The sequence below is a fragment of the Nocardia sp. NPDC058244 genome (assembly GCF_042882065.1).
GTDB lineage: Bacteria > Actinomycetota > Actinomycetes > Mycobacteriales > Mycobacteriaceae > Nocardia.
Window position 1 is genome coordinate 1 of sequence record NZ_JBHVWX010000002.1, and the last position, 26746, is coordinate 26746.

Consider the following 26746-nt stretch of genomic DNA (forward strand, 5'->3'; position numbering starts at 1 on the left):
TGGAGCGATCGACCAGGGTGAGGTAGCCGTCGGGGCTGATCTTGCCGACGTCGCCGGTGCGCAGCCAGCCGTCGTCGAACTTGTCCGGGTCGATCTCCGCGCCGGTCGGCGAGTAGTAGGAGCCGGTGATCCACGCGCCGCGGACCTCGAGCTCGCCGAGCGACTCACCGTCGTTCGGGACGACCTTGCCGTCGTCACCGACGAGCCGGGCCTCGACATTGGCCGGGAAGCGGCCCTGGGTGTAGCGGTAGGCCCAGGCCTCGTCGCCCTCGACACCGGCGGGCGCGTGCGCGACGCTGCCCAGCGGGGAGGTCTCGGTCATGCCCCACGCGTGCAGGATGCGCACGCCGTGCTTCTCCTCGAACGCGCGCATCATGGCGGGCGGCACCGCGGAACCACCGACGACGGCGGTGCGCAGGTGCGAGATGTCCTGCGGCTGCGCGGCCAGGCCGGCCAGCACGCCGCCCCAGATGGTCGGCACGGCGGCGGCGAAGGTCGGCTTCTCGGCCGCCATCATCTCCAGCAGCGGGCCCGGCTGCAGGAAGCGGTCCGGCATCAGGATGTTCGCGCCCGACATCAGCGCCGCGTACGGCAGGCCCCACGCGTTGGCGTGGAACAGCGGCACGATCGCGAGCACGTAGTCCGAGCCCTGGAAACCCATGCCGTTGGGCTGATTCACCTGCATGGCGTGCAGCCAGTTGGAGCGGTGCGAGTAGACGACGCCCTTCGGGTCGCCGGTGGTGCCGGACGTGTAGCACATGGCGGCGGCGGAACGCTCGTCGACGACCGGGAAGTCGAATTCGGCCGGCTGGCTGTCGAGTAGCTCGCGGTAGGAGTGCACCTGCACGCCCTCGGGCGCGGTCAGCGCGGCCGCGTCACCGTTGACGACGATCACGTGCTGCACGGTCTTCAGGTTCGGCAGGTACTGCGCGAACAGCGGCACCAGGGTGCCGTCGACGAGGACGACCTTGTCCTCGGCGTGGTTGGCGACGAAGACCAGCTGCTCCGGGAACAGGCGGATGTTGAGCGCGTGCAGCACCGAGCCCATCGCGGGCACCGCGATGTAGGCCACCATGTGCTCGTTGTTGTTCCACATGAAGGTGCCGACGCGGTCACCCTCTTCGACGCCGAGACCACGCAGCGCGTTGGCCAGCCGCGCGGCGTCCGCGCCGAGCTCGCGGAAGGTCATGGTGCGCACACCGTCGCCGGTCCAGGTGGACACGGTCGAATTGCCCTGGAAGGTGGCGGCATAGTTGAGCAGTTTGGCCAGCGACAGCTGGTCGTCCTGCATGGTGCTCAGCATCGAAAACTCCTTCGGTCTCGCCGCGGCATGAGCCACGTCACAAGCGGATGCTACCGAAGGGAGAGCGGGCGGCAACCGTTTCCCGGCGTAACTTTTCCTGGTGAACGGCGTGTTCAGCGTCAGCCCTCTTGCGTCCGGTGCGGCGGCTGCGCGTCGGGTCCGCGATGATGCGCGGGCACGCCCGGACCCGCGTGCTCGGCGTTGTACACCGCGTCGAGGACCAGTTGGCGGACATGATCGTTCTCCAGGCTGTAGAAGATCGTGGTGCCCTCGCGCCGGGTCCGCACCAGCCGGGCCATCCGCAACTTGGCCAGATGCTGCGACACCGACGGCCCCGGCTTACCGACCGCGGTCGCCAGTTCGTTCACCGACAATTCACCGTCCGCCAGTGCCCACAGCACCTGGACCCGGGTCGGATCGGCCAGCATCCGGAAGACCTCGACGACGAGTCCCACCTGGTCGTCGGCCAGCGGCGCGCGGCCCGGTCCGCCGTCTGCGTTCATGCGCAGATGATAGGCCCGCTCAGCGCAGGGCGAGGTCGGCCAGCGCGGTCCAGTCGGCCAGCACCTGCTTGCGCCGGACCCGGTCGCGCCCGACCATCTCGTCGAGGGTGGCGCCGCGAACCAGGTTGATGGTGAGCCAGAAGGCGCTCTCCAGCCGCTCGCGGGTGATCGCCGGGTCGATCAGCCCGGCGCAGCGGTCGAGCAGCTCGACGGTCAGCTCGTGCTGGACCCGCAGCATCTCGCGGCGCAGCGGCGGATCGTTGGCGATGCCGACATACAGCTCGACGGCGGCGCGACCGAGCTGCCCGGCGAACGTCGCGGTGACCAATTCGACCAGCACCGCGCCCGCCGCGCTGTCGCCGGGCAGGGCTTTCGCCTTGCGCTGCATGGCCTCCCGCTGCCGCTCGGTGAGATGACCGATGGTCTGCGCGAACAGCTCGCTCCTGGTGTGGAACTGGTGCAGCTGCGCGCCCCGGGTGACCCCGGCCCTGGCGGTGATGTCGGCGATCGAGGCGCCCGCGTAGCCGACCTCGGCCAGGCTCTCGATCGCGGCATCGAGCAGCAGCGTCCGCGTTCGCAGACTCTTCTCCTGATGCTTGTTCGGTGGCAGCTCGGGCATCGACCCAGTATAGGGGGTCAAAATTCCGTGCTGCCTTGCACGCAATTCAATGCTGGACGTACTGTGTCGAGCATGGCTGTTGACCGGATGCTGCCCACCGACGAAGCGCGCGAGCTGATCGAGCTGACCCGCGACATCGCCGACAAGGTGCTCGAGCCGCGCGTCGCCGAGAGCGAGAAGACCGGCGTCTTCCCCGACGGCGTCTTCCCCGCCCTCGGCGCGGCCGGGCTGCTGAGCCTGCCGTACCCGGAGGAGTTCGGCGGCGGCGCGCAGCCCTACGAGGTGTACCTGCAGGTGCTCGAGGAATTGGCGAGCCGCTGGGCCGCCGTCGCGGTCGCGGTGAGTGTGCACGGCCTGTCCTGCCACCCGCTGTTCACCTACGGCACCGACGAGCAGAAGCAGCGGTGGCTCGCGGGCATGCTCTCCGGCGAAACCATCGGCGCCTACAGCCTGTCCGAGGCGCACGCGGGCTCCGACGCCGCCGCCCTGCGCTGCCGCGCCACCCCGGTCGACGGCGGCTACCGGCTCACCGGCACCAAGGCGTGGATCACCAACGGCGGCCGCGCCGACTTCTACACCCTGTTCGCCCGCACCGGCGAGGGCTCGCGCGGCATCTCCTGCTTCCTGGTCCCCGCCGACACCGCGAGCCTGAGCTTCGGCAAGCCCGAGGAGAAGATGGGCCTGCGCGGCATCCCCACCACCACCGCCGCCTACGACGACGCCTTCCTGCCCGCCGAGCGGCGGATCGGCGACGAGGGCCAGGGCCTGTCGATCGCCTTCAGCGCGCTGGACGCGGGCCGCCTCGGCATCGCCGCGGTGGCGACCGGCGTCGCCCAGCGCGCGCTCGACGAGGCCGTCGCCTACGCCAAGGAGCGAGAGGCGTTCGGCCGCAAGATCATCGACCACCAGGGCCTCGGCTTCGTGCTCGCCGACATGGCGGCCGCCGTCGACACCGCCCGCGCCACCTACCTCGACGCGGCCCGGCGCCGCGACGCCGGCCTCCCGTACTCGCGCCAGGCCAGCGTCGCCAAGCTGGTCGCCACCGACGCCGCGATGAAGGTGACCACCGACGCGGTCCAGGTCTTCGGCGGCTACGGCTACACCCAGGACTTCCCGGTGGAGCGCTACATGCGCGAGGCCAAGGTCATGCAGATCTTCGAGGGCACCAACCAGATCCAGCGGCTGGTGATCGCCCGCCATCTCGCGGGGTGAGCTACCCCGCAACGCGCTGATCAAGCAGCCTCAGCCCGATCCGGCAACCGGCCAGTAAACTGGACGGCGTCTCGAGACCTCGGGCGAAAGAGGTGCGCGATGCTGTGGTGGTTGATCGTGATCGTCATCGTGTGCGTGGTGGCACTGCTGTATCTGCGCGCCGAGCAGAACAAGCGGAACGCGCGCGAACTCGACGAAGCGCAGGCCGACGCGCGAGTGACGATCGAACGGCTCGGCGGCCAGGTGTACCAGCTGTCGCCGCGCAACGAAGCGGCCCGGCAGGCGCTGGCCGACGCCTCCGAACGCTACAACGCGGCGGGCGGGCAGATGGACAGGGCGAACTCGCCCGCCCAGGCCCGCCTGGCCAAGCAGACGGCGATGGAAGGGCTGTACTACATCCGGGCTGCGCGCACCGCGATGAATATGGACCCGGGCCCGCCGGTACCGGCCCTCGATGGTCAGGACATCGCGGGACAGGTCGACGAGCTACGGGTCGTCGAGCACAACGGCCGCCGCATCGCGGCTTCCCCCGCCCCGTCCCAGGGCACGCCGAACTACTACCCCGGCGGGCGGGTGGCCGGTCGGCCGGTCCCCGCGGGGTGGTACTCGGAGCCGTGGTGGAAGCCCGCGCTGATCGCCGGCGCCTGGGGCGCCGGTTCGGCACTGCTGTTCACGACATTGTTCGCCGGGATGTCCGGAGTCGGCTACGACGCCCAGGCCTTCGAGGACGGCACCGGCGAGGCGGCGCTCGACCAGGATGCCGGTCAGGGCGAGGTCGGCCAGGATCCGGGGTACGACCCGGGTCAGGATTCAGGTGGGTGGGGCGGCTCCGAGGGTTTCGACGGTGGTGGATACGACAGCGGCGGGTTCGACTCATTCTGAACCAGCCGGTGGTCCGGGACCGGCTCTGGCGCCGCCGAGATAGCCGGGGCCATGGGGGGTTAGGGATGTCTCGCGGTGGCGAGTCGGGTTGAGGTCGTCCGGGGCTCGGCCGTCGGCACGGCCCACGTGATGCCGGTGTCGACCGTCGGTGCGACTGATCGCCGGCTCGGCCCGGATACCGGGGAACAGCCGGTGGACCCCGACGACCGGGTCACCTCGATCCGCCCACGGCGGGGGCAGACCGTTCACCGATAGGCCGACCTGCGTCGGAATCTTCCAGAGTCCGCCTGGGCCGAGGTCGAACGCGCCGACGCCGACCTGGCCGAAGTCGAACGCGCCAGGGCAAACCGGTCCACCGGCCCCGATCGGCAGCTGACCCAGCCGACCGTCAACCGCCAACGGCCTCGATCCACCCTCGATCCCCGCCCGGGCAACTCCCGCATCCAGGGCCGACTCCGCCGGACCATCCCTGACGGTCGACCCAGAAGGCAAGGCCCCCGTCGCCGTCCCGTCCTCGCGCGTCGGCAACGTACGACAGCCCGCAGTCGATAGCTCGGCCCCGATCGGCTGCCCTGCACCTGCCCCGGCCGCCGACTCCACAGCAACGCCCTCGGCCACCCCCGCAGGTCCACCCCCGACCGTCGACTCGGCAGAAGCACCCTCGATCGTCGGCTCAGCGGAATCGCCCCCGGCAGGCGGGTCGGCAGGCTCGGTTCTCGCACGGGGTCGGGGCGGACCGTCCTCGGATGCCGGTTCGGCATAACCATGTCCGGGACCACTCTCGGTCGACGGCTCGGGCGGCCGGGCTTCAGCCGCGGGCTCGGATGAATCGACGCCGGGAGCGGGCTCAGGGTCGGCCTGGTGCGGTATTGCGATGCCGAATGTGTTGAGCAGCGACAGGATCGGCTCGATCGGCGATGGGCTCGCCGGGAGGAACCGGTCCAGCTCAGGGCTGGTGACGGCCAACGGCGTTCCGGGTTCCGAGGGCGGAATACCTTCCGCTGTCGCGTCTTCCGTGCGTCCGGGCTCCGGAGCGATGGGCACGATCACGTCGACGATCGGCGGCGACAAGGACGGACCGAACGCGGTGACCAGCGGAATGGCCGGAGTGTGGTCGTCGGCGGCGGCCACCCCGGCCACCGACAGGGCAGCGAACACCATGCCTGCCAGCAGCCCGCCACGGAGGAAACCGGCTGCGCGCATCACACACTCCTTCCTTTCTCGTCAGGACTGGTTCTTTCGGCTATCGACAGACCACGCTCAGCTAGGCGTCCGGCACTCGGTCAACTCCCCCGCGTCCCGCCGCACCTGCTTGGACGCGGGTAGCCGCTGGGCGACGACCCGGATGCGCGGGTTCTCGTTCTCGATCTGCTGCGCCGAGGCCGCGAGCAGGTCCCGGGCGACGCCGCGTAGCCGGTCGGTATCGGCGAGGTCGGCGCCACCCATCTCCCCCGCCCGCACCCGGTCCGCCTGCCCGAGCCGATCGAAGAGCCCGACCAATTCGCCCTGCGCGGAACGCCATTCGTCGGGAAACAGATCCGGGATCGGCAAGCGGTGCGCGGTGTCGCGCGCGCCGTCGGCCGCGGCGGCCCGGCCACCGAGGATCATCGCGGCCACGTCGCGGTACTGCGCCGGGGTGAGCGTCCCGGCGTCGCGGTCGGCGGCTTTCAGGTCGGCGCGATATCGAGTCTGCAAAGCACAGACGGACCGATAGAACGCGAGCATCGTCGATTGCGTCGCCGCACTCGCGCCCTCGATCTCCTCGGTCCGCGCCGCGGCCGCCCGATCCGCCTGCGCCGACGGCGAATCCGCATCGACCAGCCCACCGTCGACCGCACACCCGGCCAGCCCGACGCACACCGCCGCGGCCAGCACGAGCGCCCTCACCACCTGCGCACGTCGAGCACCGTCTTCGACACGAACAACCCCGGCGGCACGGCGCGCCTCAATACGCCGTGCCGCCGTAAGCGGAACCCCACAACCATGACCACGTACTCCTCAAGCGAAGGCAGAAAGTCATTGCGTGCACGAATGCCCGGCCGGCCGGGCGGAAACCACCGGGAACGCTAGAACACCGAAACCCCACCTCAGGGGCCCACACCCGTTTCAGATCAGCGTGTCGCCGGGCCGCGCGCCAGGATGGGTGGATGTTCTTCGAAGACCTCAGCGAGTACACCTACGAAGACGAGGATTCGTTCATCGACGTCGAGTCCGGTTACAAGGGCGCCTGGTTCCGCCCGACCTACACCCGGCTGAACGTCGGCTGGCTGGAAGTCGGCCACCCGTATCCGACCGGAACGGTCCCGCACGAGTTCGTCGAGAAACTACACGCCGTGCAGCGAGTCCAGATGATGAACTACTGCCTCGGCCTGCACGCCTGCGACCTGTGCCCGGCAGCCGAGGCCCCGGAGAACTCGGGCGAGGTCCGCATCCCCGGCGCCCCGGGCACCGCCTACGCCGCCCCGTCCATGATCCGGCACTACATCACCACCCACGCCTACCGCCCACCCCAGTCCTTCATCGACGCCGTCCTCGCCATCGACCTCACCACCTGGCCCGCCGCCCGCTGGCCCGACCTCCCCTTCCCCTGGATCCCCGCCGACGCCGAACGCCAGCTCGACTAGCCATCCCCAGCTTTGCTTCCCCGTACCCCCCGCACGCTATACTCGGCACGGTCGAACCGGGCCCAACCCGACCCCGACCAACCCCGCCTTCGTAGCTCAGGGGATAGAGCACCGCTCTCCTAAAGCGGGTGTCGCAGGTTCGAATCCTGCCGAGGGCACTTACCTGTCGCCGCGTAACTACAGCTCAGAGCTGGTTTTGCGCCGCACATTAGATTCCCCGATGGCTGCCGTTCGTCTGCGATTTCCCCAAGCGAAACGATGGCCATCCTGAGTTGATCCCCGCATCGTCGTATTGCGCAGAACCCTACCTAACCGGATCAGAGCGGCACCAGCACCAACTGGGAGCAAGGGTGGGTGAGGGATAGTCCTGAGCGCAGTTCGGGAACTTACCTCCGGGTTAACTGCCCGGTGAGCGACGCAGACACGCGCCGCGACGGCGATGATCCCGAACTACATGACTCCGGATCCCGAAGCTGAGATTCAGACCGCGGAGCCAACCGAGGTTTCGGGCGGTAGGCTCCAGCCATACGTCCGTTGATACATAGGATCGCGCACGAGGGGTAGTCGAACACGTTGAGCGAGTTTAAAAGTGAGATCCGACAGAGCGACATCGATGACCTGGCAGCGAAGGTTTCGAAGGGCAGCTATGGCAAGTACCTCAAGCGAGTTACGTTGCGACGGATTCGCGGTTTCATCGATCGCGAGGTGACCTTCGACTTCCCGGTGACTGCCTTGGTCGGACCCAACGGAGGCGGGAAGACGACGGTCCTTGGATCTGCCGCTTTGGTATACCGCGATGTGCCGCCTAGTAGGTTCTTTGCAAAGAGTGGCAAATACGACGCCAGTATGCAGAACTGGTCCGTAGAGTTCGAATTGATCGACCGAAGCCTCAATCCGCGACTGCCAATCGCACGCACCGCCAGCTTCAAGCAGTTGAAGTGGAACCGCAATGCGGTCGAGCGAGACGTCTTGATCTTCGGCGTTGAGCGAACCGTCCCTGCCACCGAACGACAGAATCTCAAGAAGGCTGTCGGTGGTTCGTTCCAGGCAGCCAAGGAAGTTCAGTTGCCATTGGAGGTAACCGGGGAAGTCGAGAAGATTCTCGGCAAGCCGATCGCCGGATTCCAGCAGTTGTATCTTGATTCAGCCGACCGGGTCAGCATGTTCTCTGGGATCACAGGCCTCGGCGAGGGTTACTCGGAGTTCCACTTCGGTGCGGGTGAAGCCAGCGTCATCCGAATCGTCGCGGAGATCGAGGCCGCCTCCGACAATGCGATCATCTTCATCGAAGAGATCGAGAACGGACTGCATCCGGTAGCCACGCGCCGGATGGTCGAATACCTCATACTTGTTGCACGCCGAAAGTCCTGCCAAGTTATCTTCACAACGCACTCTAATGATGCTCTCGCCCCGCTGCCCCCTGTCGCCGTCTGGTCAGCGCTCAGCGGCGACGTCCTTCAAGGCAAGCCAGATGTCAGGGCGCTCCGCACAATAACCGGGCAGATCGAAGCCGAGCTGGCTATCTTCGTCGAGGACAAATTCGCCGAGACCATGGTTCGTACGATCTTGCGTACCCACGGAGGCATCGAGATGGACGCAATCAAGATCCACGCGATGGGCGGAGCCTCACCAGCAATGAAAGTGACCGAGCAGCACAACGCCAACCCAACGACCACCTTCCCCGCGATCTGTCTTCTCGATGGCGATCAGGCCGAACATGTCGATCCAACGCGAAAGGTCTACGCGCTGCCGGGTACCGCAGCGCCCGAGGCTCACGTCTTCCAGCAGGTCCTCGACAGTCTCGATGAGCTCGCCGCGAAAATGACTGTGGCACTTCATCTTCCGATAAATCGACAGGAAGATGTGATCGCGGCGGTGCAGAACCGCGCATCGACCAATCGCGACAGGCACGTCATCTGGGAACAGATCGGCGAAGACCTGGACTTCCTCTCCGGGCACACAGTGGCCACGGCTTTCTTGGCCATTTGGGCTCAGGCACAACCCGCCCAGGTGTCCGAATTGGTCGATTCAATTGGCGATGCACTCCCACGGCGTGGACGTCTCGCCTAGTCATCCGAACTTCGCCAGGCACACGTTCAGACATCGCCAAAATTTCGACCATCCGTCGCCAGATCGTGCGTTCGGGGCTCAGATGACGTAACCCATGACGATGGACACGGTGACCGTCAGCCGAGGCGGTAGGCCAGGGTCGCTGCGAGGGTGACGACGGTCAGTGCCAGGAAGGCGGAGACGGGGCCCAGCGCGTAGTCGCGGACGCGGAGGTGGGCGATGACGGCGCCGACGAAGTACAGGACCAGGCAGGTCGAGGCGGCGATGCCGAGGACCGGAACGGTGAGGCCGGCGAGCAGGCCGAGGGCGCCCGCGCCGAGGAGGGTGCCCATGACGGGAATCCAGGACTGGGGTACCTGGACCACCTTCGCCGCGGCGACCGGGATGGGGTGGCGGGCATAGTTCATCCAGCATCCGACGGCGGCGGCGGTCGCGGTGAGCAGGGTGCAGACGAGGTAGGCGGCGAACATAGGACCTCTCCTTCGGTGGTGCGAAAACGGTTCGGCCGGAGAAGCACTCGGCGGGCTACGGCGCGCCGACCGCGCGGACGAACGCCTCGGCGAGTTCCCTGGCGATCGGCTCGAAGTCGACCGCGGACAGCGGCTGACGATTCACGATGTGGGCCATGTTGAACAGCACGATCGGGCCAGCGAACAGGCTCAGCAGCACCGACGGTGACAGGGGCCGGATCCGGCCGGACTCCAGGAACGGGCGCAGCCACGCTTCGAGCGCGGCGGCCGAGCGGGGCGCGTAACTGGACCGGAGGTAGTCGGCCATCGGACCGTCGGGGCGCGACAGCATCTCGGCGATCAGGGCGATCACCACCGGCGGGTCGCCGAACACCGATTCCATGATCCGGCGATAGCGGGCCAGCGCCCCGGAAGCCAGGTCCGCGGCCGGCTCGGCCAGCGCCTGCTCGATCTCCGGCAGCGGGCTGTACCGGTCGGCAACCGCGAGCAGCAGCGCTTCCCGACCACCGATCTGCCCGTAGATCGCCTGCACGGTGCAGCCTGCCTCGGCGGCGACATCTTCCAGGCTCACCGGGCCCACACCACGTTCCGCGTACAGCCGCGCCGCGGCCGCGATCGCCCGGTCGGCGGCGGTGCTCCGCCGACTCGCCTCGCCCATCCCCCGCGCTCGCAGCGCATCCTCCAGCGCGCCCCGGCTACCGATCCGCCGGATGAGCGTCGACCGCGAAACGCCCGCCGCCGTGGCGATCTCCGCCAGGGTGAGGTCCGCGACCGGGCGGTTCAGCCGCTCGGCTTCCCGGACCGCGCGCTCGGCGATCTCGTCCAGCGTGGTCATGACACTGACTCTATAACTTGAGTGAACATAAAGTCTAGTGTCATACCCTGGGGTGCGCTCGGCGAAGCAAACGGTGCGCGGGATTACCCAGCGTGGAAGACTGCTGAACATGCGATGTTCGGCATCGGTGGCGCTGAAAGCGGTTGAGACCGTGCGGGTTCGACCCGGTACCGCGGGCGTCGACACGTCGCGTTGCGAGTTCTTTGCGATGGATCGAGGGTTTGATGAACGTAGGGCATGCGGTCAGATGGGCGGCTGAGCACGGGTTGCCGCGGCTGGGGCTGATGGCGCTGCACCGCAAGGGTGACACGTTCGCGCAGTTGCTCAGCGGCGACGAGGGACGCAACGATCCGTACACGCTGATCGATCAGCTGCGCGGGGAGGGCGGGGTGCAGACAGTCAAGACCGGCTACGCCGTCTTCGAGCACGGGCTGTGCAAGGAGATCCTGCGGGACCGGCGCTTCGGTGTGCGGACCCCGATCGATCCGATGCTGCCGGGACCTATCCGCCGCTACGTCGAGTCGATCGAGTTGCCGCCCAATCCGATCGAAGCGCCGTCGATGTTCATGATGGACCCGCCCGAGCACAGCAGGCTGCGCAAGCCGGTCGCCTCGGCGTTCACCCCGCGCGCGGTCGCCCGGCTGGGTGACCGGGTCCGCGAGGTCACCACCGAATTGCTCGATTCGATGGCAGCCACCGGATCGGCCGAGCTGATCAGCGAATTCGCCGCGCAGGTCCCGGTGGCCGTGATCGGCGAGATGCTCGGGTTCCCGGACTCCGACCGCGAGATGTTCCTGGCCTGGGGCGAGGTGGTCACGCCGCTGCTCGACGTCGGCATCTCGTGGGAGACGCACCAGCGCGCGATGTCGGCGACGGCGGCGATGAAGACCTACCTCGCCGACCACATCGAGAAGGTGCGCCGCGACCCCGGCGACGACATCTTCAGCACCCTGGTGACCTCGGGCGAGCTGGACACCACCGAGCTGATGGCCAGCGCGAACGTGCTGATGGGCGCGGGTTTCGAGACCACGATGAACCTGCTCGGCAACGCGATCCCGCTGCTGCTGGCCCATCCCGACCAGCTCGAGCTCCTGCGCGCCGAGCCGCAGCACTGGCCCAACGCGATCGAGGAGATCCTGCGGTTCGAGCCGCCGGTGCAGCTCACCGCGCGCCGGGTGCTGGAACCCGTCGAATTGGGCGGCGCGCCACTACAGCCGGGCAAGTCGGTCATCATGTCGCTGGCGGGCGCCAACCGCGACCCCGCGAAGTTCGAGGATCCGCATCGCTTCGACGTCACCCGCGCCAACGCCAAGGAGCACCTGGCCTTCGGCAGCGGCGTGCACGCCTGCATCGGCGCGAGCCTGGCCAGGCTGGAAGGCATCAACGCGCTGCCCGCCCTGTTCGAGCGCTTCCCCGATCTGCGGCTCGACGGTGAACCGCACCGTCGCGGGCTGTCGACGCTGCACGGTTTCGATCGCATGCCCGCCCTGCTGAGCCAGGCGGCGGAGGTGGTGCCCGCCGCCACCGCCGCGTCCGAGGACTGAGCGCCCGCCTCAGAACTTGCCGGTGTGGTGCCCGATTCGATGACCGAGTCGGGCACCCAGCTCGGCGACGAACTCGTCGCTGAGCGGCGGCCAGCCCCAGAAGTCGAAAGCGAGAGCGCCGAGGGCGAAGTCGTCGGCCCACTCCCACTCGGTGACGGGACTCGCGGTGCCGCAGGACGCGCAGGTCACCGCGCCGGAGCCGGTGTCGCGCCAGGCGTCGATCGCGTCGGCGAACGGCTGCCAGACCGCCTCGTCCGCCTCCCACTGCTGCGGGTAGTCGATGATCACGGTGGTGGCGCGGCAGCGCGGGCAGTCGGTGGCGGAGGGCTCGATGGCGCCCTGTCCCGGGAAGTGGGGATGCCTGCCGACGATGACGGCGACCGGGCCCGGCGTCCAGTCCGCGCCCCAATCCTGGGTGATCCGTGACCATTCGGGGCCCGGCCGATAGCCTTCGTCGACCTGGAGGCTGTACATCGCGTCCCGCGAGGTCTCGCGCAACAGCCAGCCGCGCGTCACCATCCAGTCGAGGGTCCGCGCCGCCAGCGCGCCCGCGTCGGCCGCGGTGACGTCGATGTCGATGATGCGTTCGAAATAGTCACCCACACCGGCATCGTGCCATCGGGCGCCGACAACAACCCCGATACCGAGGTCAGTGCACCGCCTTGCGCACCAGTTCGGCGATGCGGGCTTCGTCGGCGGGGGTGAGGGCGGTGAGGCCGAAGGCGGTGGGCCACATGGTGCCGTCGTCGATGGTGGCGGTGTCGCTGAAACCCAAGGTCGCGTAGCGGGTCTTGAACTTGGCCGCGGACTGGAAGAAGCACACGACCTTGCCGTCCTTGGCCCAGGCGGGCTGGCCGTACCAGGTCTTGGGGGTGAGGTCGGGGGCCTCGGTCATGACGATCTCGTGGATGCGGGTGGCGATCGAGCGGTCCGGTTCGGGCATCTCGGCGACTTTGGCGAGCAGGTCCGCCTCGCCGTCGGCCTTCGACGTCTTGCCCCGCCGGGCCGCGGTCTTCAGCTCCTGGGCGTGTTCCTTCATCGCGGCGCGTTCCTCGGCCGAGAACGCGGCGGCGCTGCGAGACTTCGAGGTAGCCATGGACATTCCTCCGTAGTCGATCAGCGACGGCGGCTCGCCGTCACGAACAGAGCGATACCGGCCGCGAGCGCGAGGACGATCGCGACCGTCAGCAGGATGAGCGGTGTCGTCGCGGCGCCGGCGCCGGGCGCGCCGCTGCGGTGGATCAGCAGGGCCGCGACGAGCGGGCCGATCATCGCCAGGCTCGCGGCGGTCAGCAGGAGACCGACGGTCGTCAGTTCGACCGAGCTGAACGACCACTTGCCGCCCCGAGAGCCGGTGTGTAGCAAACGATGCTCGACAGTCATGCCATCCCCCTTCGGGAACCCACTCGGAAGTGCATCTGAACCGCGCACCAACGGTACCGCGCCGAACCGCCGAACCGAGTGAGGCGAGCCTCGGTCACTACCGTCGATGTTGACACCGATTCTCGGCGACGAACAGCATCGTTCTCATCGTGTCCGCCGCTCGACCCGGTGTCGTGCCCGGTCGTGGGCGGTGCGCAGGAGGTCGCGGACGACGGCATCGGTACGCGCACCGGGGTTCACGACGGCGAGCCAGTTGGCGGCGGCGTAGACCGGGTGGGCGATCAGGGTGTCCTCGGTGGCGGCGTCCACCTGGGGATTCGCCCACTCGCCGAACGCCTCCCGGCCCGCGGAGATATTGAGCCGGAAGGTGCCGGGACGGTCCAGGCGCGAGTCGCGGTCGTCCGGGTAGTCCTTGGTCACGATGGTGGCGAAGGGCTGGGTGGTGGTCGGGACGACGCCGTCGGGCGCGTAGTAGAAGAAGGAGTCGCCCCAGCTGATCTCGGGCCATTCGCCGCCGGGGCCGGGCGCGAGGTGCAGGACACCGCCGAGGCCGGTCACGTATTCGATGATCTCGTCTATCGTCATGGTTCGAGCGTCTCATTGAAGTGCTTGTGTGGACTTTTTGGCCGATGACGAGGAGTTTCCGGTGACAAACCTCAACTCGCCCGTCGGCCGGACGATCGATGTGGCCCGGCGGGCGGGGTACTCGGTCCAGCAGGTGCGCAATCTCGAACGCGACGGCGTGCTGCCGCCCGCCGACCGTTCGCCGGGCGGGCACCGGAGCTATCGCGAGATTCATGTGCGGTCGGCGCTGGCCTACCGCGCGCTCGCGGCGGGGGTCGGTCCGGTCGAGGCCAAACGGATCGTCCGTACCGCGCACACCGGGGACCGGGCGGAGGTGCTGGCGCTGCTCGATGCCGCGCACGCCGGGCTGCACACCGAACGCGTCGAGCTGGCGCTGGCGAGGCAGGCCGCCGAAGCCATCGCGGCGGAGCCGATCACCGAGGTGCGCGGTTCGGACGCGATGAGCGTCACCGAGCTCGCCGCGGCGCTCGGGCTGCGGACCTCGACCCTGCGGCATTGGGACGCCGAGGGATTGGTGGTGCCCGATCGCGCGGCGGCGGGCCGCCACTACTCCCCCGCGCAGGTGCGCGACGCGCGGATCGTCCACCAGCTGCGGCGGGCGGGTTACCGGATCGCGCAGGTGCGCGCGGTCATGCCGGAGTTCCGGCGGCATTCGGGACAGGTGCGGGCGGCGCTGGCCGCCAGGGACGCGGCGATCACCGCGCGTTCGCTCGCGCTGCTCGATGGCGCGGCGGCGCTGCGCGAGTTGCTCGCCGAGTGATCAGAGCGCGTCGGCGGTGCTGCCGGACAGCGGCATGGCGGGCAGGCCGAGCTTGCGGTGGTCCCAGGACCGCACGCGGGTCGGCTCGACCCGCACGACCACCCGGTTGTTCATCATGGCCTCGACGAACGGCCGGACCTCGGGGCTGTACGGACCGACGTAGCGCTCGTAGATGTCGATGCCCGCCTTCCAGTACTCCTCGTCCTCGGTGTCCTCGATCAGGTGCGCGGTGCCCTCGATCGAGACCCCGCGCAACTGGTCGTAGGTGTCACCGGCCTCGGCCATGCAGGTGATGGTGGGATCGCGGCGCAGGTTGACCGCCTTCTGCGACTTCGACTTGGTCTCGAAGTAGAGGACGCCGTCGATGTGCCCGAACCACATGGCCGTCAGATGCGGCTTGCCGTCGGCATTCAGCGTGGCCAGCGTGAGCACCCGGCTCCGGTCGAGAAACGCCGCGATCTCGTCCGCGCTCATCTGCACCACGGCCCGCTGCTTGATCCCCACCACATCCACCTTTCCGACCACAACCATTCCCGCCGACCATACCGAGCCGCCCGCCACCCCGAACCCGAACCGGGAACACCGAACCCCGACCTCGTGCCGCGGTGGAACCGCCGCTTATTCACCGCAGAATATGCGGCGAATAAGCGCTACAATCGCTGCATGGCACCCAGCCCGCGACGGTACATCTGGGAGGATCCCGCATGGCCTGCCCTGCGGTTCGACACCGCGGCGCTGGCCAAACCTGTCGCGGATATCGCCCATGCGCAGGGCAGGCTCCTCGGCAGGCTTGCCGATACCCCCGACGAGCTACGCGACCAAGCCGGACTCGCGACGCTCACCGCGGATGTGGTGAAGACCAGCGAGATCGAGGGCGAATTACTCGATGTGGCATCGGTCCGGTCGTCGATCGCGCGACGACTCGGAGTGGACATCGGGGCGACGGTCCCGGCCGACCGGCGCGTCGACGGGGTCGTCGACATGATTCTCGACGCGACCGTTCACCACGATCGACCGATGACCGACGAGCGGTTGTTCGGTTGGCACGCCGGCTTGTTCCCCACCGGCTATTCGGGCATCAGCCGCGTGCGGATCGGCGGGTGGCGCACCGACGAGACCGGGCCGATGGAGGTGATCTCCGGCCCGTACGGTCGGCAGCGCGTCCATTTCGAAGCGCCGCCGGCGTCCCGACTCGACAGCGAGATGCGCCGCTTCATCGACTGGTTCGACGAGGATTCGCCGGAGCCAACGCTCGTCAAAGCCGGTCTCGCGCACCTGCGGTTCGTCACCATTCACCCGTTCGACGACGGAAACGGTCGCATCGCCCGAGCTCTCGGCGATGTCCTGCTCGCCCGCGCCGATGGGAGCATCCGGCGCTTCTACAGTGTTTCCGCGCAGATCCAGCGGGATCGCAAGTCGTACTACGACATTCTCGAGCGGACGCAGAAGGGCTCGCTGGAGGTGACCGACTGGCTGCGATGGTTCCTCGAGACGATGGGCCGCGCGATCGCCTCGGCCGATGCGAACGTCGACACCGTGCTGCAGAAGGCGCGGTTCTGGCGACGGTGGGACCAGACTGCCCTGAACGCCCGCCAGATCACCGTCCTCAATCGGCTCCTCGACGGCTTCGATGGGAAACTGACGACCCGCAAGTGGGCTGTTCTCACCAAGTCCTCCCAGGACACCGCGCTGCGAGACATCAACGAGTTGATCGAGATCGGCGCCCTTCGCCGGTCGGAGTCCGGTGGGCGAAGTACGTCCTACGAACTCGTCCACCGGTGATGCGGTCGTCCGTCTCGGGCACGACCGCATCACCGGGGCGGTCAGGGCGTGACGACCGCGAAGTTCGGGTCCGGGTCGTCGAGGAGGCCGAACAGGCGTTGCAGGACCGCGGGGTCGCCGGTGAGGCCGATTCCATCGAGGCCCTTGCCTGCGAGGATGCCGAGTAGCTGGGGCTTGGTGAGGGTGAGGGTGAGGTCGATGTCGGCCTTCGAACGAGGGTCGACCGTGCGGATCAGGACGCCGTTGGACAGGGTGAGTCGCAGGACGGTGTCCAGGTCGGTGAAGTGCCATTCGATGCGGAACGAATCCTGGGCGGCGCGTGGACCGTTCACCCGGATCGCGAGAGTGTCGAACAGCTGCTCGATCGACAGCGCGGCCGCCATGCCGCCGCCCAGATTCAATGCGGTCGGGCGGACACCGTTGCGTAGTTCGTCATCGCCGGTGAGGTAGAAGCAGCGCCAGGTGGCGTTCTCGGCGCCGAAGCCGAGTCGCTGATAGGTCTGCGCCAGTGCGGCTTTCGCGTCGGCGTTGTCCGGCGCGGCGAAGACCGCGTGCTTGAGGAGCTCAGCGGCGAAGCGCAGGTCACCCGCGTCGGCGTAGGCGCGGCCCTTCTCGATCACCGCGTCGATCCCGCCGATGGTCTCGACGTAGCGGACGGCCTTCTCCTGCGCGGGCCACTCCCACAGCGAGCTCGGGTTGCCGTCGAACCAGCCGAGATACCGCTGGTAGATCGCTTTCACATTGTGGCTGACCGAGCCGTAGTAGCCTCGTGCGCTCCACGCGTCGGCCAGGCCGGGCGGCAGTTCGATCACCTCGGCGATCTCCGGGCCGTTGCGGCCCTCGTTCATCATCCGCAGCGTCTGATCGTGCAGGTACATGTAGAGGTCGCGCTGCACCGACAGGAACCCCACGATGTTGTCGGCGCCCCAGGTCGGCCAGTGATGCGAAGCGAACGCGACATCGGCGTCGATGGCGAACATCTCGATCGCCTCGTCGATGTAGTGCGACCAGATCCGGGGGTCACGGACCTGCGCGCCGCGCAGGGTCAGCAGATTGTGCAGGTTGTGGGTCGCGTTCTCGGCCAGGCAGAGGGCGCGGTGGCGCGGGAAGTAGAAGTTCATCTCCGCTGGCGCCTCGGTGCCCGGCGTCATCTGGAACACGATCGGGACGCCGTCGACCGTCTCCCCCTGTCCGGTGTGGGTGATGTCGATCGTGGGCGGGATCAGGCCGAAAGTGCCCGTCGAGGCACGAATGCCGAGGCCGGTGCTGCACTGGCCCTCCGGGCCGGGTGGCATCCCGATGCCATACATGTAGGTGCCGCGGCGGGTCATCGCCACGCCGGCGTAGACGTTCTCCGAGACGGCTTCGGCCATGAAGCCGGCGGGCGCCAGGATCGGCACATCGCCGCGCCCGTCGGGCAGCACACCGTCGACGCCGCCGAAGTGATCACCGTGGGAGTGGGTATAGATAACGCCGGTGACCGGGCGATCACCGCGCTCCTCGCGGTACAGCCGTAGCCCGGCCGCGGCGCATTCGGCCGAGATGAGCGGGTCGATCACGATGATCCCGGTGTCACCCTCGACGATCGTCATGTTGGAGATGTCGAAGCCGCGGATCTGATAGATGCCGTCGACCACCTTGTACAGGCCGTTCTTCACGCAGAGCTGCGCCTGGCGGAACAGGCTCGGGTTCACCGTGTCCGGGCAGGGGCCGTCGAGGAAGCTGTAGCCGCTGGTGTCGAAGACGACGGTGCCGTCGGCCTTGGTGATGCGCATCGGCGTCAAGGTCGCGATGAACCCGCGATCGGCGTTCTCGAAATCGGTGCGATCGTCGTAGTCCAGTGCCATCGGACATCAGCTCCTCAGCTCGGCGTACACGTCCACCCGATGCTCGGTGGAACACCGGGCCCGGGCATCACCCGGCGCGGATGAATTCCAGCTCAGGCGCGCCCGGGCCGGGACTGCGACGAACGGGCTCGGGTTCGGCTAGCCCACCGGTGGGTGTTCGGGGAGGTCGGCGGCCGCGGCGGCGACCGTCGGGTAGATGCCGATCGGGGTGTCGCCTGCCTCGGCCGAACCGAGGGCTTCGCCGAACTGGGCCACCGAGCGGGCGATGCGGAAGTCGATGCGCCGGTGGGCCAGGGCATTGCGCAGGTCGAGCAGCATCGCGGTGGCGGTGACGTCGAGGGCGGGTGAGGTTTCGGCGTCGAGCACCACCAGGCGGGTGGCGTCGGTGCACAGGGCCTCGATCCGCGACCGGACGTAGTCGGCGTTGGCGAAGAACAGGCCGGACTCGACGCGCACCACCAGCAGATCGGGGCGCGGGGTCAGGTCGGGGTGGCGGACCGTATCCACCCACAGCGAGCCCTTTTTCGCGAGCGCGGCGACGTGCGGCTGCGAGGCGCGGTAGACCAGCAGCAGCACCGAGACGCCGATGCCGATGAGCAGGCCGGGCAGGGTGTCGAACAGCAGCACACCGAACATGGCGGCGAGGGCGGCGAGGAAGTCGGCGCGCGCGGCCTTGCCGTAGATGCTGCCGAGCAGCTGGGTCCAGACCCGGTACAGGCGGCGCAGGGCCGCGATGTCGACGAGTTCGATCACCGCGGCGATGACCACCGCGGCCAGCGTCGCCTCGGGCAGCTTCTCGAACAGCCCTGTGAGGAACAGCAGGGTGAGTACCGTCAGCGCGGCCACGATGAGCCCGCTGGCCTGGGTTTTAGCGCCGGCCCCACCGTTGACGGCGGTCTTGGACAGACTCCCGTTGACCACCATGCCCGAGCCGAGCCCGGACCCGAGATTGGCCGCGCCGAGGCCGAGCAGCTCGCGGTTCGCGTCGATCGAGTAGCCCGCCTTGGCCGCATAGGTTTTCGCCGCGCCGAGTCCTTCCGCGAAACCGATCAGCAGCACGCCGACGGCGGGGCCGAGCAGGTCGAGGTAGTCGTCGAAGCCGACGCCGGACGGCAGCCCGATCGACGGCAGGCCCGCGTCGATGTGGCCGACGATGTCGACGCCCTTGTCGTCGAGGTCGAACAGCCGCACCGCGAGGATGCCGAGCAGCACGGCCAGCAGCGAGCCGGGTACGAGGGGCAGCCAGCGCTTCAGGCCGAGCACGACCGCCAGGCTCAGCAGGCCGATCAGCAGTGTGCGCCACTGGGTGTCACCGAGGTGGCCGAGCACGCCCCAGGCCTGTTCGAAGAAGTTGCCGTCGTGCTTGTCGATGCCGAGCAGCTTGGGCACCTGGCCGATGATGATGGTCAGGGCCAGCCCGACGATGAAGCCCTTGAGCACCGGCTCGGAGATGAACGCGGCGATGAACCCCAACCGGATCAGTCCGGCCAGCAGGCCGACGATGCCGGTGGCGATGGCCAGCGCGGTCGACAGCGCCAGGTAGCGACCGGCGTCGGCGCCCGCCAGCGGGGTGATGATCGCGGCCGACAGCGCCGCCGTCGCCGACATCGGGCCGACGACGAGATGCCGCGAACTCCCGGCCAGGGCGTACAGGACCAGCGCGGGCACCGCCGCGTACAGGCCGATGACCGGCGGCACCCCGGCGATCGAGGCATAGGCGAGTGCTTCGGGCACCAGCACCGCCCAGACGGTGAGCCCGGCGATGACGTCGGGCCGCAGCCACGAACGCTGATAACCGTGCAGCGATTCGAAGATCGGCGGCCGGCGCACCTCAGAGACCGCCGATGCCCTTGCCGACCACGACCGCGCCCATCACCAGCAGCACGATCGCCATCACCGCGTGGTTGTTGGCTTGCAGCCACTGCCTGGCGCTGTCGAGGGTGGGGCCGAGCCTGTCGGCGGCCAGCGCGTAGCCGAGCACCACCGCGAGCACCGTGGTCGAGGCGAGCAGGGTGAACACCACGATCGCGACGAGGTCGCCGCCCGCGCTCAGCCCCGCCGAACCGATGACGACGCCCGCGGACAGGCACAGCAGCAGGTTCTTCGGATTCACCGCCGACAGCAGCGCGCCGAGTCCGGCCGCCTTGACCACGGTGAGCGTGTCGATCGCCTGCATCCAGGCGGGCACCGCGGTGTCCGATCGCGCGTGCCACTGTTCGGCCGCGAGGACCAGAAGCAGCACGCCCAGCACGATTTTCAGCCAGGACGCCACCGCCGAGGGTTCCTTCTCGCCCGAATCGCCCAGCGCCCCGGCGAGCAGCGTCACCACGGCGGTCACGATCAGGATCCCGCCGACCCAGCCCACCGCGAATCCCCGCGCCGCCCCGCCCGCGTTCTTGGACAGGATCATGAGGATGGCCGCGACGATGGGGATCGGCGAGATCGCCACACCCACGGCCAGCGGAAGCAGATCACCGATGACTGAGCCCATCCGGTCACGCTAGGTCGGGCCGAGACCAGGACGCGTCACACATTGTGGGTGAGATCGGCGTTAACGCTCCACACTCATCGCGCTGTCCGGTGTCGCGCTCGGGGTCTGCGCCGCCGCCGGGCCCGCCGCCGCGCAATCGGGCCTCGACGACTACACGCCGGTCGACCGATTCGACTATCAGGTCGGCGAACCCGAGTACGCGGGGACGGTTTTCTTCACCACGCCCGACGGGCGGCACTGCGCCATCTACTGGAACAACGGTCCGGCCGGTTGCGACGCGGTGTCGATGGACGCGCCGGCGGGCACCGATCAGCTGCGGGTCGGGATCCTCGAGGCCGCGCACTTCGTCGATGCCGACCGGCCGATCTTCACCCACCCCGCCGCGAAGGTACTGCCGGAGGGGCATCGGATCAGCTTGGAGAACACCACCTGCGGGATCGGGTATCAGGGGACGGTCAGCTGCGAGGTCGGCGAGCACGGCTTCACGCTGGCGGCCGTGTACAGCGTGCTGCGCTGATCAACCCGCGAGCAGGTCGTAGAGGGCGGTGATGCTCTGGTCGCCGCGGCCCGCGTCGACGGCGCGGCGGAGCAGTTCGTGCATGGGCGCGTGCCAGGACAGGTCGACGCCGGTCTCGGCGGCCAGCTGCGGGTCGTCGACGAGGGCGGTGTGGAACAGGTCGACGCTCGCGCCGAGGCGGGTGTAGTCCTTGCTGTCGATCTCCTCGGCCAGGACCGGCAGCAGCGACTCGATCATCTGCAACCACTTCACCGAGTACGGCACCATCGTGCGCGCGGGCAGTCCGCGCGAGGCCAGCACCGCGGCGCCCTCGGCGAAGCCGAGCAGCGCGGGCAGCAGGGTGGCGCCGACCGCGGCTTCGTAGAGCGCGGCGAGATCCGGTTCGGCGCCGAGGAAGTCGAGCTCGCCGCCGAGCACGCGCAGGGTGGCGGCATGGGTGTCGAACACCGCGCGGGCGCCGCCGAAGTACAGCAGCGTGTCGCGCAGGCCGACCGCCGCGGGCACGTTCTTGATCGCGCCGCCGAGGAACCGGGCGCCCGCCGCGCGCGCCCACTGCGCGAATTCCCGGGCCTGGGCGGGTGTTCCGCTGTTGAGCGTGATGATGTCGCGGCCCGCGAGCGACGCGGAGGCGAGCGACATGCTCTCCCGGGTGGCGGCGAAGGTCGTCAGGGCGCTGATGGTCACCGAGCCCGCCGCGATCGCGTCGGCGATGTCGCGATGGGCGGTCGCGCCTGCGGCGACCAGGGACGTCGTGCGGTCCGGGCTGCGGTTCCACACGTGCGTCGGGTGCCCCGCGGCGAGGAGGGCCTGGGCGAGCGCGCCGCCCATCGAGCCCGTGCCGAGCACTGTCACCGGCGGTTTGTCGGTTGCGGTCATCTGCGACTCCGATCCACTGCGCGGCGCTCGGGGTGGGCCGCGGTGCTCCGAGTGTCGGCGCGGGCCGCGCGGGCCGACAAGTACGCACTTTTGCCGTCAGTTGCGCACCTTCGGGTAAACATCCAGGTCAGTGCGATGGCTTCGGCAGGGCTGTGCCGGGGGTCACCGGCGGCCGGGCGAGCCGGGCCGGTCTTTGTGAAGATCGCCAAGGTCGCGTCGGGCCGACCTGCGTTTCGAGCGCGCGTCGTAGAGTTTCGCTCATGTCGGATGCCGAAATGACCGAGCTGGTGCAGCGCAGTGTGGAGGAGGCGCTACTCGGCGGACCGCGCCGCTACACGCGCACGCAGGTCGCCGAGCAGTCCGGGGTGCCGGAGGCGGAGTCGCGGCGGCTGTGGACGGCGCTCGGCTTCCCCGCCACCGACGACAACCAGGTCGACTACACCCAGACCGACATCACCTCGGTCACCAACTTCCGCAGCATGATCGTCGTCGCCGCCTCCGATATCCGGCAGCAGGCCGCCGCCGCCCGCACCATCGGCCAGGGCATGGCGCGGCTGGCCGAATGGCAGGCCGACCTGGTGCTGGCCGAGATCAAGGCGCGCGCCGCCGCGGCCGATCCGGCGCTGCCGCTCGACGAACGGGTCAGGGCGGCCACCGAATCCACCATGGCGGGCATCGAGCAGTTGCAGTCCTATGTGTGGCGCAGGCACCTGGCGGCCGCGGTCGCCCGGTCGGTGGACGCCACCACCGGTGAGGACTCGACGCGGACGCTGGCCGTCGGATTCGCCGACATGGTCGGCTTCACCCGGCTCACCCGGCACCTGCATCCCGACGAATTGTCCACGCTGCTGGAGGCTTTCGAGTCGACCACCACCTCGGCGATCACCGACAACGGCGGCTGGGTGATCAAGAACGTCGGCGACGAGGTGATGTTCGCCGCCGAGACCGCCGACGACGCGGCCCGGATCTCGCTGGCCATCCAGGAGTCGACGATGCTGGTCGGTGGAACGCCGGAACTGCGGGTCGCCTTCGCCTACGGCGAGGTGCTGCAGCGCTTCGGCGACCTGTACGGCTCGGTGGTCAATATCGCCGCGCGGCTCACCGGCGTCGCCAGGCCGGGCAACATCCTGATCGACGACGCGGCCGCCGAGGCGCTCGCGGGCAACCGCGAGTTCGCCATCCGGCATCTGCGCAGCGTGCGGGTGCGCGGCTTCAACCGGCTGCGCCCGCACCGGCTGCGCCCGGCCTCCTGACCGCCGGGCCACACCGTTCTCTAGGGTGTCGACGTGGAGATGGACTGGCAGAGCGTGCGCGAGCGGTACACCGTGTTCGCCGACGACGCCGTGCTCGCGCTGAACAAGCCGGCCGGGATCTCGGTGACCGGGGAACGGCACGACACCGACCTGGTCGAGCTGGCGCAGGCGGCGGGCACCCAGCTGTATCCGGTGCACCGGATCGACAAGGTCACCTCCGGGCTGGTCCTGCTGGCCGTCGACCTGGCCGCACACGGCCAGCTGACCAGGCAGTTCACCAAGCAGACCGCGCGCAAGGCGTACCTGGCGATCGTGTCGGGCACCGACCTGCCCGAGCGGGGTGAGATCGATCTGCCGCTCAGTGTCGGGCGCAAGAACCGGGTGCGGATCGCCGCGCCGCGCGAGGCGATCCGCCGCGACGGCGAGCGCTGGTCCGTCGACGACGCCGACCTGCTGCCCGCGAAGAACTACCCCTCGCTCACCCGATTCGCCACCGTCGCCCGGCACGGTGAGCACACCCTGCTCGCCGTCGCGCCGGTCACCGGCCGACGCCACCAGATCCGGGTGCAGCTGGCCTGGATCGGCCACCCGATCCTGGGCGATCCCCTCTTCGATCGCACCGCCACCTTCCCCCGCACCCACCTGCACTCCTGGCAGCTCGGCCTCGACGCCGACTGGCTCACCCCGCCCGTCCTCGACCTCGAGGCCACCCCGGGCCCCGACTTCTGGACTCCACTGGCCGCCGACCCGGACGCGGCGGAAAAGTTGCTCCGCAACGCGTCCGAGCGGCTGGCCGAACTCGCCGTCTGATACCCGGCAGAATCCTCCCCACCGCCCGGCTCGAACGACCGGGCCGCCCCGCCGGGCGAGCCAGGCTGAGCCACGCCAACCGGGCCGCGCCGGGCTGGGTCGCGCCGCGCCGGGCCGCGCCAGACCGGGCCGGGTCGGGCCAACGACCGGGCGGGTGGCCGACTTCGCCGACCGTCACGGAGCGACGAATTGGTCCGTTTCGGCCGCGGTCGTGATGATCCGCCGGCGACGGCTCGGCATCATCAGGGTCGGGTGGCTGACGCTCCACGCGGCGCCCGAGCAGATGAACTCCTTGACGCGGGCGCCGAGCCGGCCGGTCAGCACGGTCGAGGTCGGCTGATCGTCGAAGGTCACCTTCTGGAGGATGCCGTCGCGGCGGCCGAGGCTGATGCACTGGGTGGCATAGCCGATCTGCTCGTCGGGGACCGGTCGCCCGGTCAGGCGCGCGGCGATGGCGTCGCCCGCCCGCCAGGCCATCGGGCTGCCGGTCGCGCACGCCATCCGCAGCGGTGTGCCGCCGGGGCCGTCCGCGAGGGCGGCGTCGCCCACGGCGTAGACGTCGGGGTGCGAGACCGAGCGCATGGTGGCGTCGACGACGATCCGGCCGGTGTCCGACACCGTCAGCGTGGTGGCCGCGGCGATCGGATGCACCGCGAAGCCCGCGGTCCACACGGTCAGCGCCGCCGGAATCTCGGTATCGCCCGCGACGACGGCGTTCGCGGTGACGCGGGTGACGCCGACGTGGTCGTGCACCGTGATGCCGAGCCGGTCGATCACCGTGCCCAGGTGCCGCTGCGCCTTCTCGCTCAGCCAGCCGCCGACACCGCCGCGGGCGGCGATCGACACGGCGAGATCCGGGCGGGCCTCGGCGATCTCGGTCGCGGCCTCGATACCGGTCAGGCCACCGCCGACGACCACCACCGGCGCGCCCGCCGGCAGTTCGCCCAGCCGCGCCCGCAGCCGCAGCGCGGCCTGCTTTCCGGCGAGGCTGTGCGCGTACTCGGCGACACCGGGGACGCCCTGATCGGTGCCGGTGCTGCCCAGCGCGTAGACGAGGGTGTCGTAGGCGATGGTCGTGCCGTCGGCCAGGGTGACGTGCTTGCGCTCGACGTCGACCGCGCTGACCCTGTCGACCACAACCTCGACGCCCGTGCCCGCATACACCTCACGCAGCGAGCGGGTGCGCAGTTCCTGACCGGTCGCCAGCTGGTGCATCCGCACCCGCTCGACGAAATCGGGGTCGGCGTTGACGACGGTGATCGCGACATCATCGCGATGCAGCCGCTTGGCCAGACGTCCGGCGGCGATGGCTCCGGCGTACCCGGCGCCGAGGACGACAATGCGGTGCTTCATGGCTCGCTCCTATCGGGATGGACTCCCCTCCTGAACCGGACAGGCGCGCGAACCCTGACACTTCATCGATGTGATCTGGGTCACCAGGCGAAATCGAGCGGGATATGCGGCCCCTCGGCCGTCCACTGCTGGGTGACCCGGGCCAGCTTCGCCGGGTTGACCTGGATCTGCACCCCGGCGATGCCGTCGGGCGTGACATCGAGCCCGACGACCGCGATCACCTCGTCGCCGACCAGAGCCAGCGCGCCGGGCCCACCGTTGACCACGCAGGCGTAGAACACCGGCGTCCCACCGACATAGGCGCGCTTGGCCGCCGTCGGACGGAACACGTGGCTGAGGTAGCGGGCGATGCCGAGCGCGCCGAGGACCGGGGACTTGCGGGCCGGGATCCGGCCGCCGCCGTCGGCGATGCCGACCGCGTCGTCGACGAGCAGCCGGACCAGCGGGTCGGTGTCACCGCTGAGCACCGCCGCGAGGAACTCCTCGACGATCCGCTCGGCCGTGGCCGCGTCGACGGTGACGCGCGAACGCCCGCCGACATGCTGCTTGGCCCGCCGATAGATCTGCTGACAGTTCGATTCGCCGATCTCGAGCATCTCGGCGATCTCGCGGTGCTGGTACCCGAACGCCTCGCGCAGCACGTACACCACGCGCTCGTTGGGCGAGAGCCGTTCCATCACGGCGAGCATCGCGAGCGAGACGGATTCGCGCTGCTCGACGGTGTCGGCCGGGCCGAGCATCCGGTCACCGGCCAGCACCGGCTCCGGAAGCCACTGTCCGACATAGGTTTCCCGCCGCGCCCTGGCCGAGGTGAGCTGGTTGAGGCAGATATTGGTGAGGACCTTGGTCAGCCACGCGACCGGGGTCTCGATCCGGTCCCGGTCGGCCGCGTGCCAGCGCAGGTAGGTGTCCTGTACCGCGTCCTCGGCGTCACCGGCCGAGCCGAGCAGCCGGTAGGCGATCGCCTCCAGGCGGCCGCGGGAGGCCTCGAACACATCGGCCTGGTCGGTACTGAGCATCATCCCCC

General features: G+C 69.2%; 28 protein-coding genes and 1 tRNA gene. 11 read left to right on the top strand and 18 right to left on the bottom strand.

Translation table 11 applies throughout. The annotated features are described in order from the left end of the window. From ACFVW6_RS06115 to ACFVW6_RS06125, 3 genes are all read right to left on the bottom strand, one after another. A partial coding sequence (locus ACFVW6_RS06115) for a long-chain-fatty-acid--CoA ligase (protein WP_378833838.1) occupies positions 1 to 1303 on the bottom strand: 1303 nt, incomplete at its 3' end. 119 nt (positions 1304 to 1422) lie between these two features. Further along, complete coding sequence (locus ACFVW6_RS06120) at positions 1423 to 1806, bottom strand: ArsR/SmtB family transcription factor (RefSeq protein ID WP_378833835.1); 384 nt, start codon at positions 1804 to 1806, stop codon at positions 1423 to 1425. 19 nt (positions 1807 to 1825) lie between these two features. Continuing rightward, positions 1826 to 2425, bottom strand: a complete 600-nt coding sequence (locus ACFVW6_RS06125) for a TetR/AcrR family transcriptional regulator (protein WP_378833833.1) — start codon at positions 2423 to 2425, stop codon at positions 1826 to 1828. 72 nt (positions 2426 to 2497) lie between these two features. Here ACFVW6_RS06125 and ACFVW6_RS06130 point away from each other — a divergent pair, with 72 nt between their 5' ends. Continuing rightward, the gene (locus ACFVW6_RS06130) at positions 2498 to 3637 is read left to right on the top strand and encodes an acyl-CoA dehydrogenase family protein (RefSeq protein ID WP_378833831.1); all 1140 of its coding nucleotides are present in this window, start codon (positions 2498 to 2500) and stop codon (positions 3635 to 3637) included. Between the two features lie 99 nt (positions 3638 to 3736). Further along, positions 3737 to 4519: a DUF1542 domain-containing protein gene (locus tag ACFVW6_RS06135; protein WP_378833829.1), complete on the top strand. Its 783-nt coding sequence runs from the start codon at positions 3737 to 3739 to the stop codon at positions 4517 to 4519. Here ACFVW6_RS06135 and ACFVW6_RS06140 read toward each other — a convergent pair. Both ACFVW6_RS06140 and ACFVW6_RS06145 read right to left on the bottom strand, forming a co-directional pair. Continuing rightward, positions 4511 to 5722, bottom strand: a complete 1212-nt coding sequence (locus ACFVW6_RS06140; protein WP_378833826.1) for a hypothetical protein — start codon at positions 5720 to 5722, stop codon at positions 4511 to 4513. The two genes, ACFVW6_RS06135 and ACFVW6_RS06140, sit on opposite strands and share 9 nt — an antisense overlap. Before the next feature lie 57 nt (positions 5723 to 5779). Next, positions 5780 to 6409, bottom strand: coding sequence for a hypothetical protein (locus ACFVW6_RS06145; protein WP_355271188.1), 630 nt, complete (start codon positions 6407 to 6409; stop codon positions 5780 to 5782). A 257-nt stretch (positions 6410 to 6666) separates the two neighbouring features. On the opposite strand from ACFVW6_RS06145, the gene ACFVW6_RS06150 reads away from it, so the two are divergent. The 3 genes from ACFVW6_RS06150 to ACFVW6_RS06160 all read left to right on the top strand — a co-directional run bounded on the left by ACFVW6_RS06150 (position 6667) and on the right by ACFVW6_RS06160 (position 9213). Then, entirely contained in the window at positions 6667 to 7143 is a 477-nt protein-coding gene (locus tag ACFVW6_RS06150) for a hypothetical protein (RefSeq protein WP_378833822.1), read from the top strand. Positions 7144 to 7228: 85 nt separating this feature from the next. Continuing rightward, positions 7229 to 7301: transfer RNA gene (locus tag ACFVW6_RS06155), tRNA-Arg, on the top strand. Positions 7302 to 7716: 415 nt separating this feature from the next. Beyond that, entirely contained in the window at positions 7717 to 9213 is a 1497-nt protein-coding gene (locus ACFVW6_RS06160; RefSeq protein ID WP_378833820.1) for an ATP-dependent endonuclease, read from the top strand. A gap of 116 nt (positions 9214 to 9329) precedes the next feature. Here the strand turns inward: ACFVW6_RS06160 and ACFVW6_RS06165 are convergent, their stop codons facing one another. Together ACFVW6_RS06165 and ACFVW6_RS06170 are read right to left on the bottom strand one after the other, a co-directional pair. Then, entirely contained in the window at positions 9330 to 9683 is a 354-nt protein-coding gene (locus ACFVW6_RS06165) for a DoxX family protein (protein ID WP_378833817.1), read from the bottom strand. A 55-nt stretch (positions 9684 to 9738) separates the two neighbouring features. Further along, the gene (locus ACFVW6_RS06170; protein WP_378833815.1) at positions 9739 to 10518 is read right to left on the bottom strand and encodes a TetR/AcrR family transcriptional regulator; all 780 of its coding nucleotides are present in this window, start codon (positions 10516 to 10518) and stop codon (positions 9739 to 9741) included. 224 nt (positions 10519 to 10742) lie between these two features. Here ACFVW6_RS06170 and ACFVW6_RS06175 point away from each other — a divergent pair, with 224 nt between their 5' ends. Next, complete coding sequence (locus ACFVW6_RS06175) at positions 10743 to 12062, top strand: cytochrome P450 (RefSeq protein WP_378833812.1); 1320 nt, start codon at positions 10743 to 10745, stop codon at positions 12060 to 12062. Between the two features lie 9 nt (positions 12063 to 12071). On the opposite strand, the gene ACFVW6_RS06180 is transcribed toward ACFVW6_RS06175, so the two are convergent. The 4 genes from ACFVW6_RS06180 to ACFVW6_RS06195 all read right to left on the bottom strand — a co-directional run bounded on the left by ACFVW6_RS06180 (position 12072) and on the right by ACFVW6_RS06195 (position 14030). Further along, positions 12072 to 12665 carry a hypothetical protein gene (locus ACFVW6_RS06180; protein ID WP_378833810.1) on the bottom strand — a complete coding sequence of 198 codons (594 nt, stop codon included), beginning with the start codon at positions 12663 to 12665 and terminating at the stop codon, positions 12072 to 12074. Between the two features lie 46 nt (positions 12666 to 12711). Continuing rightward, positions 12712 to 13158, bottom strand: coding sequence for an iron chaperone (locus ACFVW6_RS06185; protein ID WP_378833808.1), 447 nt, complete (start codon positions 13156 to 13158; stop codon positions 12712 to 12714). 20 nt (positions 13159 to 13178) lie between these two features. Then, entirely contained in the window at positions 13179 to 13445 is a 267-nt protein-coding gene (locus tag ACFVW6_RS06190) for a hypothetical protein (RefSeq protein WP_355271177.1), read from the bottom strand. A 144-nt stretch (positions 13446 to 13589) separates the two neighbouring features. After that, positions 13590 to 14030: a DUF6194 family protein gene (locus ACFVW6_RS06195; protein ID WP_378833804.1), complete on the bottom strand. Its 441-nt coding sequence runs from the start codon at positions 14028 to 14030 to the stop codon at positions 13590 to 13592. Between the two features lie 61 nt (positions 14031 to 14091). Here ACFVW6_RS06195 and ACFVW6_RS06200 point away from each other — a divergent pair, with 61 nt between their 5' ends. Continuing rightward, on the top strand, positions 14092 to 14790 hold the full coding sequence (locus ACFVW6_RS06200; protein ID WP_378833802.1) for a MerR family transcriptional regulator: 699 nt from the start codon (positions 14092 to 14094) through the stop codon (positions 14788 to 14790). On the opposite strand, the gene ACFVW6_RS06205 is transcribed toward ACFVW6_RS06200, so the two are convergent. After that, positions 14791 to 15294 carry a pyridoxamine 5'-phosphate oxidase family protein gene (locus ACFVW6_RS06205; RefSeq protein ID WP_378833845.1) on the bottom strand — a complete coding sequence of 168 codons (504 nt, stop codon included), beginning with the start codon at positions 15292 to 15294 and terminating at the stop codon, positions 14791 to 14793. Between the two features lie 93 nt (positions 15295 to 15387). Here ACFVW6_RS06205 and ACFVW6_RS06210 point away from each other — a divergent pair, with 93 nt between their 5' ends. Then, positions 15388 to 16572 (top strand): Fic family protein, encoded by a 1185-nt coding sequence (locus tag ACFVW6_RS06210; protein ID WP_378833800.1) that lies wholly within the window; start codon positions 15388 to 15390, stop codon positions 16570 to 16572. Between the two features lie 41 nt (positions 16573 to 16613). Here ACFVW6_RS06210 and ACFVW6_RS06215 read toward each other — a convergent pair whose 3' ends face one another. The 3 genes from ACFVW6_RS06215 to ACFVW6_RS06225 form a co-directional block, all read right to left on the bottom strand. Further along, on the bottom strand, positions 16614 to 18419 hold the full coding sequence (locus tag ACFVW6_RS06215; RefSeq protein ID WP_378833797.1) for an alkyl/aryl-sulfatase: 1806 nt from the start codon (positions 18417 to 18419) through the stop codon (positions 16614 to 16616). Between the two features lie 138 nt (positions 18420 to 18557). Continuing rightward, the gene (locus ACFVW6_RS06220; RefSeq protein ID WP_378833795.1) at positions 18558 to 20249 is read right to left on the bottom strand and encodes a SulP family inorganic anion transporter; all 1692 of its coding nucleotides are present in this window, start codon (positions 20247 to 20249) and stop codon (positions 18558 to 18560) included. 1 nt (position 20250) lies between these two features. Then, positions 20251 to 20910 carry a GAP family protein gene (locus ACFVW6_RS06225; protein WP_378833793.1) on the bottom strand — a complete coding sequence of 220 codons (660 nt, stop codon included), beginning with the start codon at positions 20908 to 20910 and terminating at the stop codon, positions 20251 to 20253. Positions 20911 to 21196: 286 nt separating this feature from the next. Here ACFVW6_RS06225 and ACFVW6_RS06230 point away from each other — a divergent pair, with 286 nt between their 5' ends. Further along, a complete protein-coding gene (locus tag ACFVW6_RS06230; RefSeq protein ID WP_378833790.1) occupies positions 21197 to 21427 on the top strand; it encodes a hypothetical protein in 231 nt (76 codons plus the stop codon). Here ACFVW6_RS06230 and ACFVW6_RS06235 read toward each other — a convergent pair whose 3' ends face one another. Further along, complete coding sequence (locus ACFVW6_RS06235; protein WP_378833788.1) at positions 21428 to 22303, bottom strand: NAD(P)-dependent oxidoreductase; 876 nt, start codon at positions 22301 to 22303, stop codon at positions 21428 to 21430. A gap of 260 nt (positions 22304 to 22563) precedes the next feature. Between ACFVW6_RS06235 and ACFVW6_RS06240 the strand changes: the two genes are divergently transcribed. Both ACFVW6_RS06240 and ACFVW6_RS06245 read left to right on the top strand, forming a co-directional pair. Continuing rightward, a complete protein-coding gene (locus ACFVW6_RS06240) occupies positions 22564 to 23556 on the top strand; it encodes an adenylate/guanylate cyclase domain-containing protein (RefSeq protein ID WP_355271167.1) in 993 nt (330 codons plus the stop codon). A 39-nt stretch (positions 23557 to 23595) separates the two neighbouring features. Further along, positions 23596 to 24366, top strand: coding sequence for an RluA family pseudouridine synthase (locus ACFVW6_RS06245; RefSeq protein ID WP_378833843.1), 771 nt, complete (start codon positions 23596 to 23598; stop codon positions 24364 to 24366). Between the two features lie 174 nt (positions 24367 to 24540). Here the strand turns inward: ACFVW6_RS06245 and ACFVW6_RS06250 are convergent, their stop codons facing one another. Both ACFVW6_RS06250 and sigJ read right to left on the bottom strand, forming a co-directional pair. Further along, the gene (locus tag ACFVW6_RS06250) at positions 24541 to 25719 is read right to left on the bottom strand and encodes an NAD(P)/FAD-dependent oxidoreductase (protein WP_378833785.1); all 1179 of its coding nucleotides are present in this window, start codon (positions 25717 to 25719) and stop codon (positions 24541 to 24543) included. Positions 25720 to 25799: 80 nt separating this feature from the next. Then, positions 25800 to 26741, bottom strand: coding sequence for an RNA polymerase sigma factor SigJ (sigJ, locus tag ACFVW6_RS06255; RefSeq protein WP_378833783.1), 942 nt, complete (start codon positions 26739 to 26741; stop codon positions 25800 to 25802). Positions 26742 to 26746 lie beyond the last annotated feature (5 nt).

Excerpts from the sequence above, each read along its gene's own strand:
- ACFVW6_RS06120 (WP_378833835.1), bottom strand. The coding sequence starts at position 1,806 with ATGAACGCAGACGGCGGACCGGGCCGCGCGCCGCTGGCCGACGACCAG.
- ACFVW6_RS06125 (WP_378833833.1), bottom strand. The coding sequence starts at position 2,425 with ATGCCCGAGCTGCCACCGAACAAGCATCAGGAGAAGAGTCTGCGAACG.
- ACFVW6_RS06130 (WP_378833831.1), top strand. The coding sequence starts at position 2,498 with ATGGCTGTTGACCGGATGCTGCCCACCGACGAAGCGCGCGAGCTGATC.
- ACFVW6_RS06135 (WP_378833829.1), top strand. The coding sequence starts at position 3,737 with ATGCTGTGGTGGTTGATCGTGATCGTCATCGTGTGCGTGGTGGCACTG.
- ACFVW6_RS06140 (WP_378833826.1), bottom strand. The coding sequence starts at position 5,722 with ATGCGCGCAGCCGGTTTCCTCCGTGGCGGGCTGCTGGCAGGCATGGTG.
- ACFVW6_RS06150 (WP_378833822.1), top strand. The coding sequence starts at position 6,667 with ATGTTCTTCGAAGACCTCAGCGAGTACACCTACGAAGACGAGGATTCG.
- ACFVW6_RS06165 (WP_378833817.1), bottom strand. The coding sequence starts at position 9,683 with ATGTTCGCCGCCTACCTCGTCTGCACCCTGCTCACCGCGACCGCCGCC.
- ACFVW6_RS06170 (WP_378833815.1), bottom strand. The coding sequence starts at position 10,518 with ATGACCACGCTGGACGAGATCGCCGAGCGCGCGGTCCGGGAAGCCGAG.
- ACFVW6_RS06175 (WP_378833812.1), top strand. The coding sequence starts at position 10,743 with ATGAACGTAGGGCATGCGGTCAGATGGGCGGCTGAGCACGGGTTGCCG.
- ACFVW6_RS06185 (WP_378833808.1), bottom strand. The coding sequence starts at position 13,158 with ATGGCTACCTCGAAGTCTCGCAGCGCCGCCGCGTTCTCGGCCGAGGAA.
- ACFVW6_RS06190 (WP_355271177.1), bottom strand. The coding sequence starts at position 13,445 with ATGACTGTCGAGCATCGTTTGCTACACACCGGCTCTCGGGGCGGCAAG.
- ACFVW6_RS06195 (WP_378833804.1), bottom strand. The coding sequence starts at position 14,030 with ATGACGATAGACGAGATCATCGAATACGTGACCGGCCTCGGCGGTGTC.
- ACFVW6_RS06215 (WP_378833797.1), bottom strand. The coding sequence starts at position 18,419 with ATGGCACTGGACTACGACGATCGCACCGATTTCGAGAACGCCGATCGC.
- ACFVW6_RS06225 (WP_378833793.1), bottom strand. The coding sequence starts at position 20,910 with ATGGGCTCAGTCATCGGTGATCTGCTTCCGCTGGCCGTGGGTGTGGCG.
- ACFVW6_RS06230 (WP_378833790.1), top strand. The coding sequence starts at position 21,197 with ATGGACGCGCCGGCGGGCACCGATCAGCTGCGGGTCGGGATCCTCGAG.
- ACFVW6_RS06235 (WP_378833788.1), bottom strand. The coding sequence starts at position 22,303 with ATGACCGCAACCGACAAACCGCCGGTGACAGTGCTCGGCACGGGCTCG.
- ACFVW6_RS06240 (WP_355271167.1), top strand. The coding sequence starts at position 22,564 with ATGTCGGATGCCGAAATGACCGAGCTGGTGCAGCGCAGTGTGGAGGAG.
- ACFVW6_RS06245 (WP_378833843.1), top strand. The coding sequence starts at position 23,596 with ATGGACTGGCAGAGCGTGCGCGAGCGGTACACCGTGTTCGCCGACGAC.
- ACFVW6_RS06250 (WP_378833785.1), bottom strand. The coding sequence starts at position 25,719 with ATGAAGCACCGCATTGTCGTCCTCGGCGCCGGGTACGCCGGAGCCATC.
- sigJ (WP_378833783.1), bottom strand. The coding sequence starts at position 26,741 with ATGATGCTCAGTACCGACCAGGCCGATGTGTTCGAGGCCTCCCGCGGC.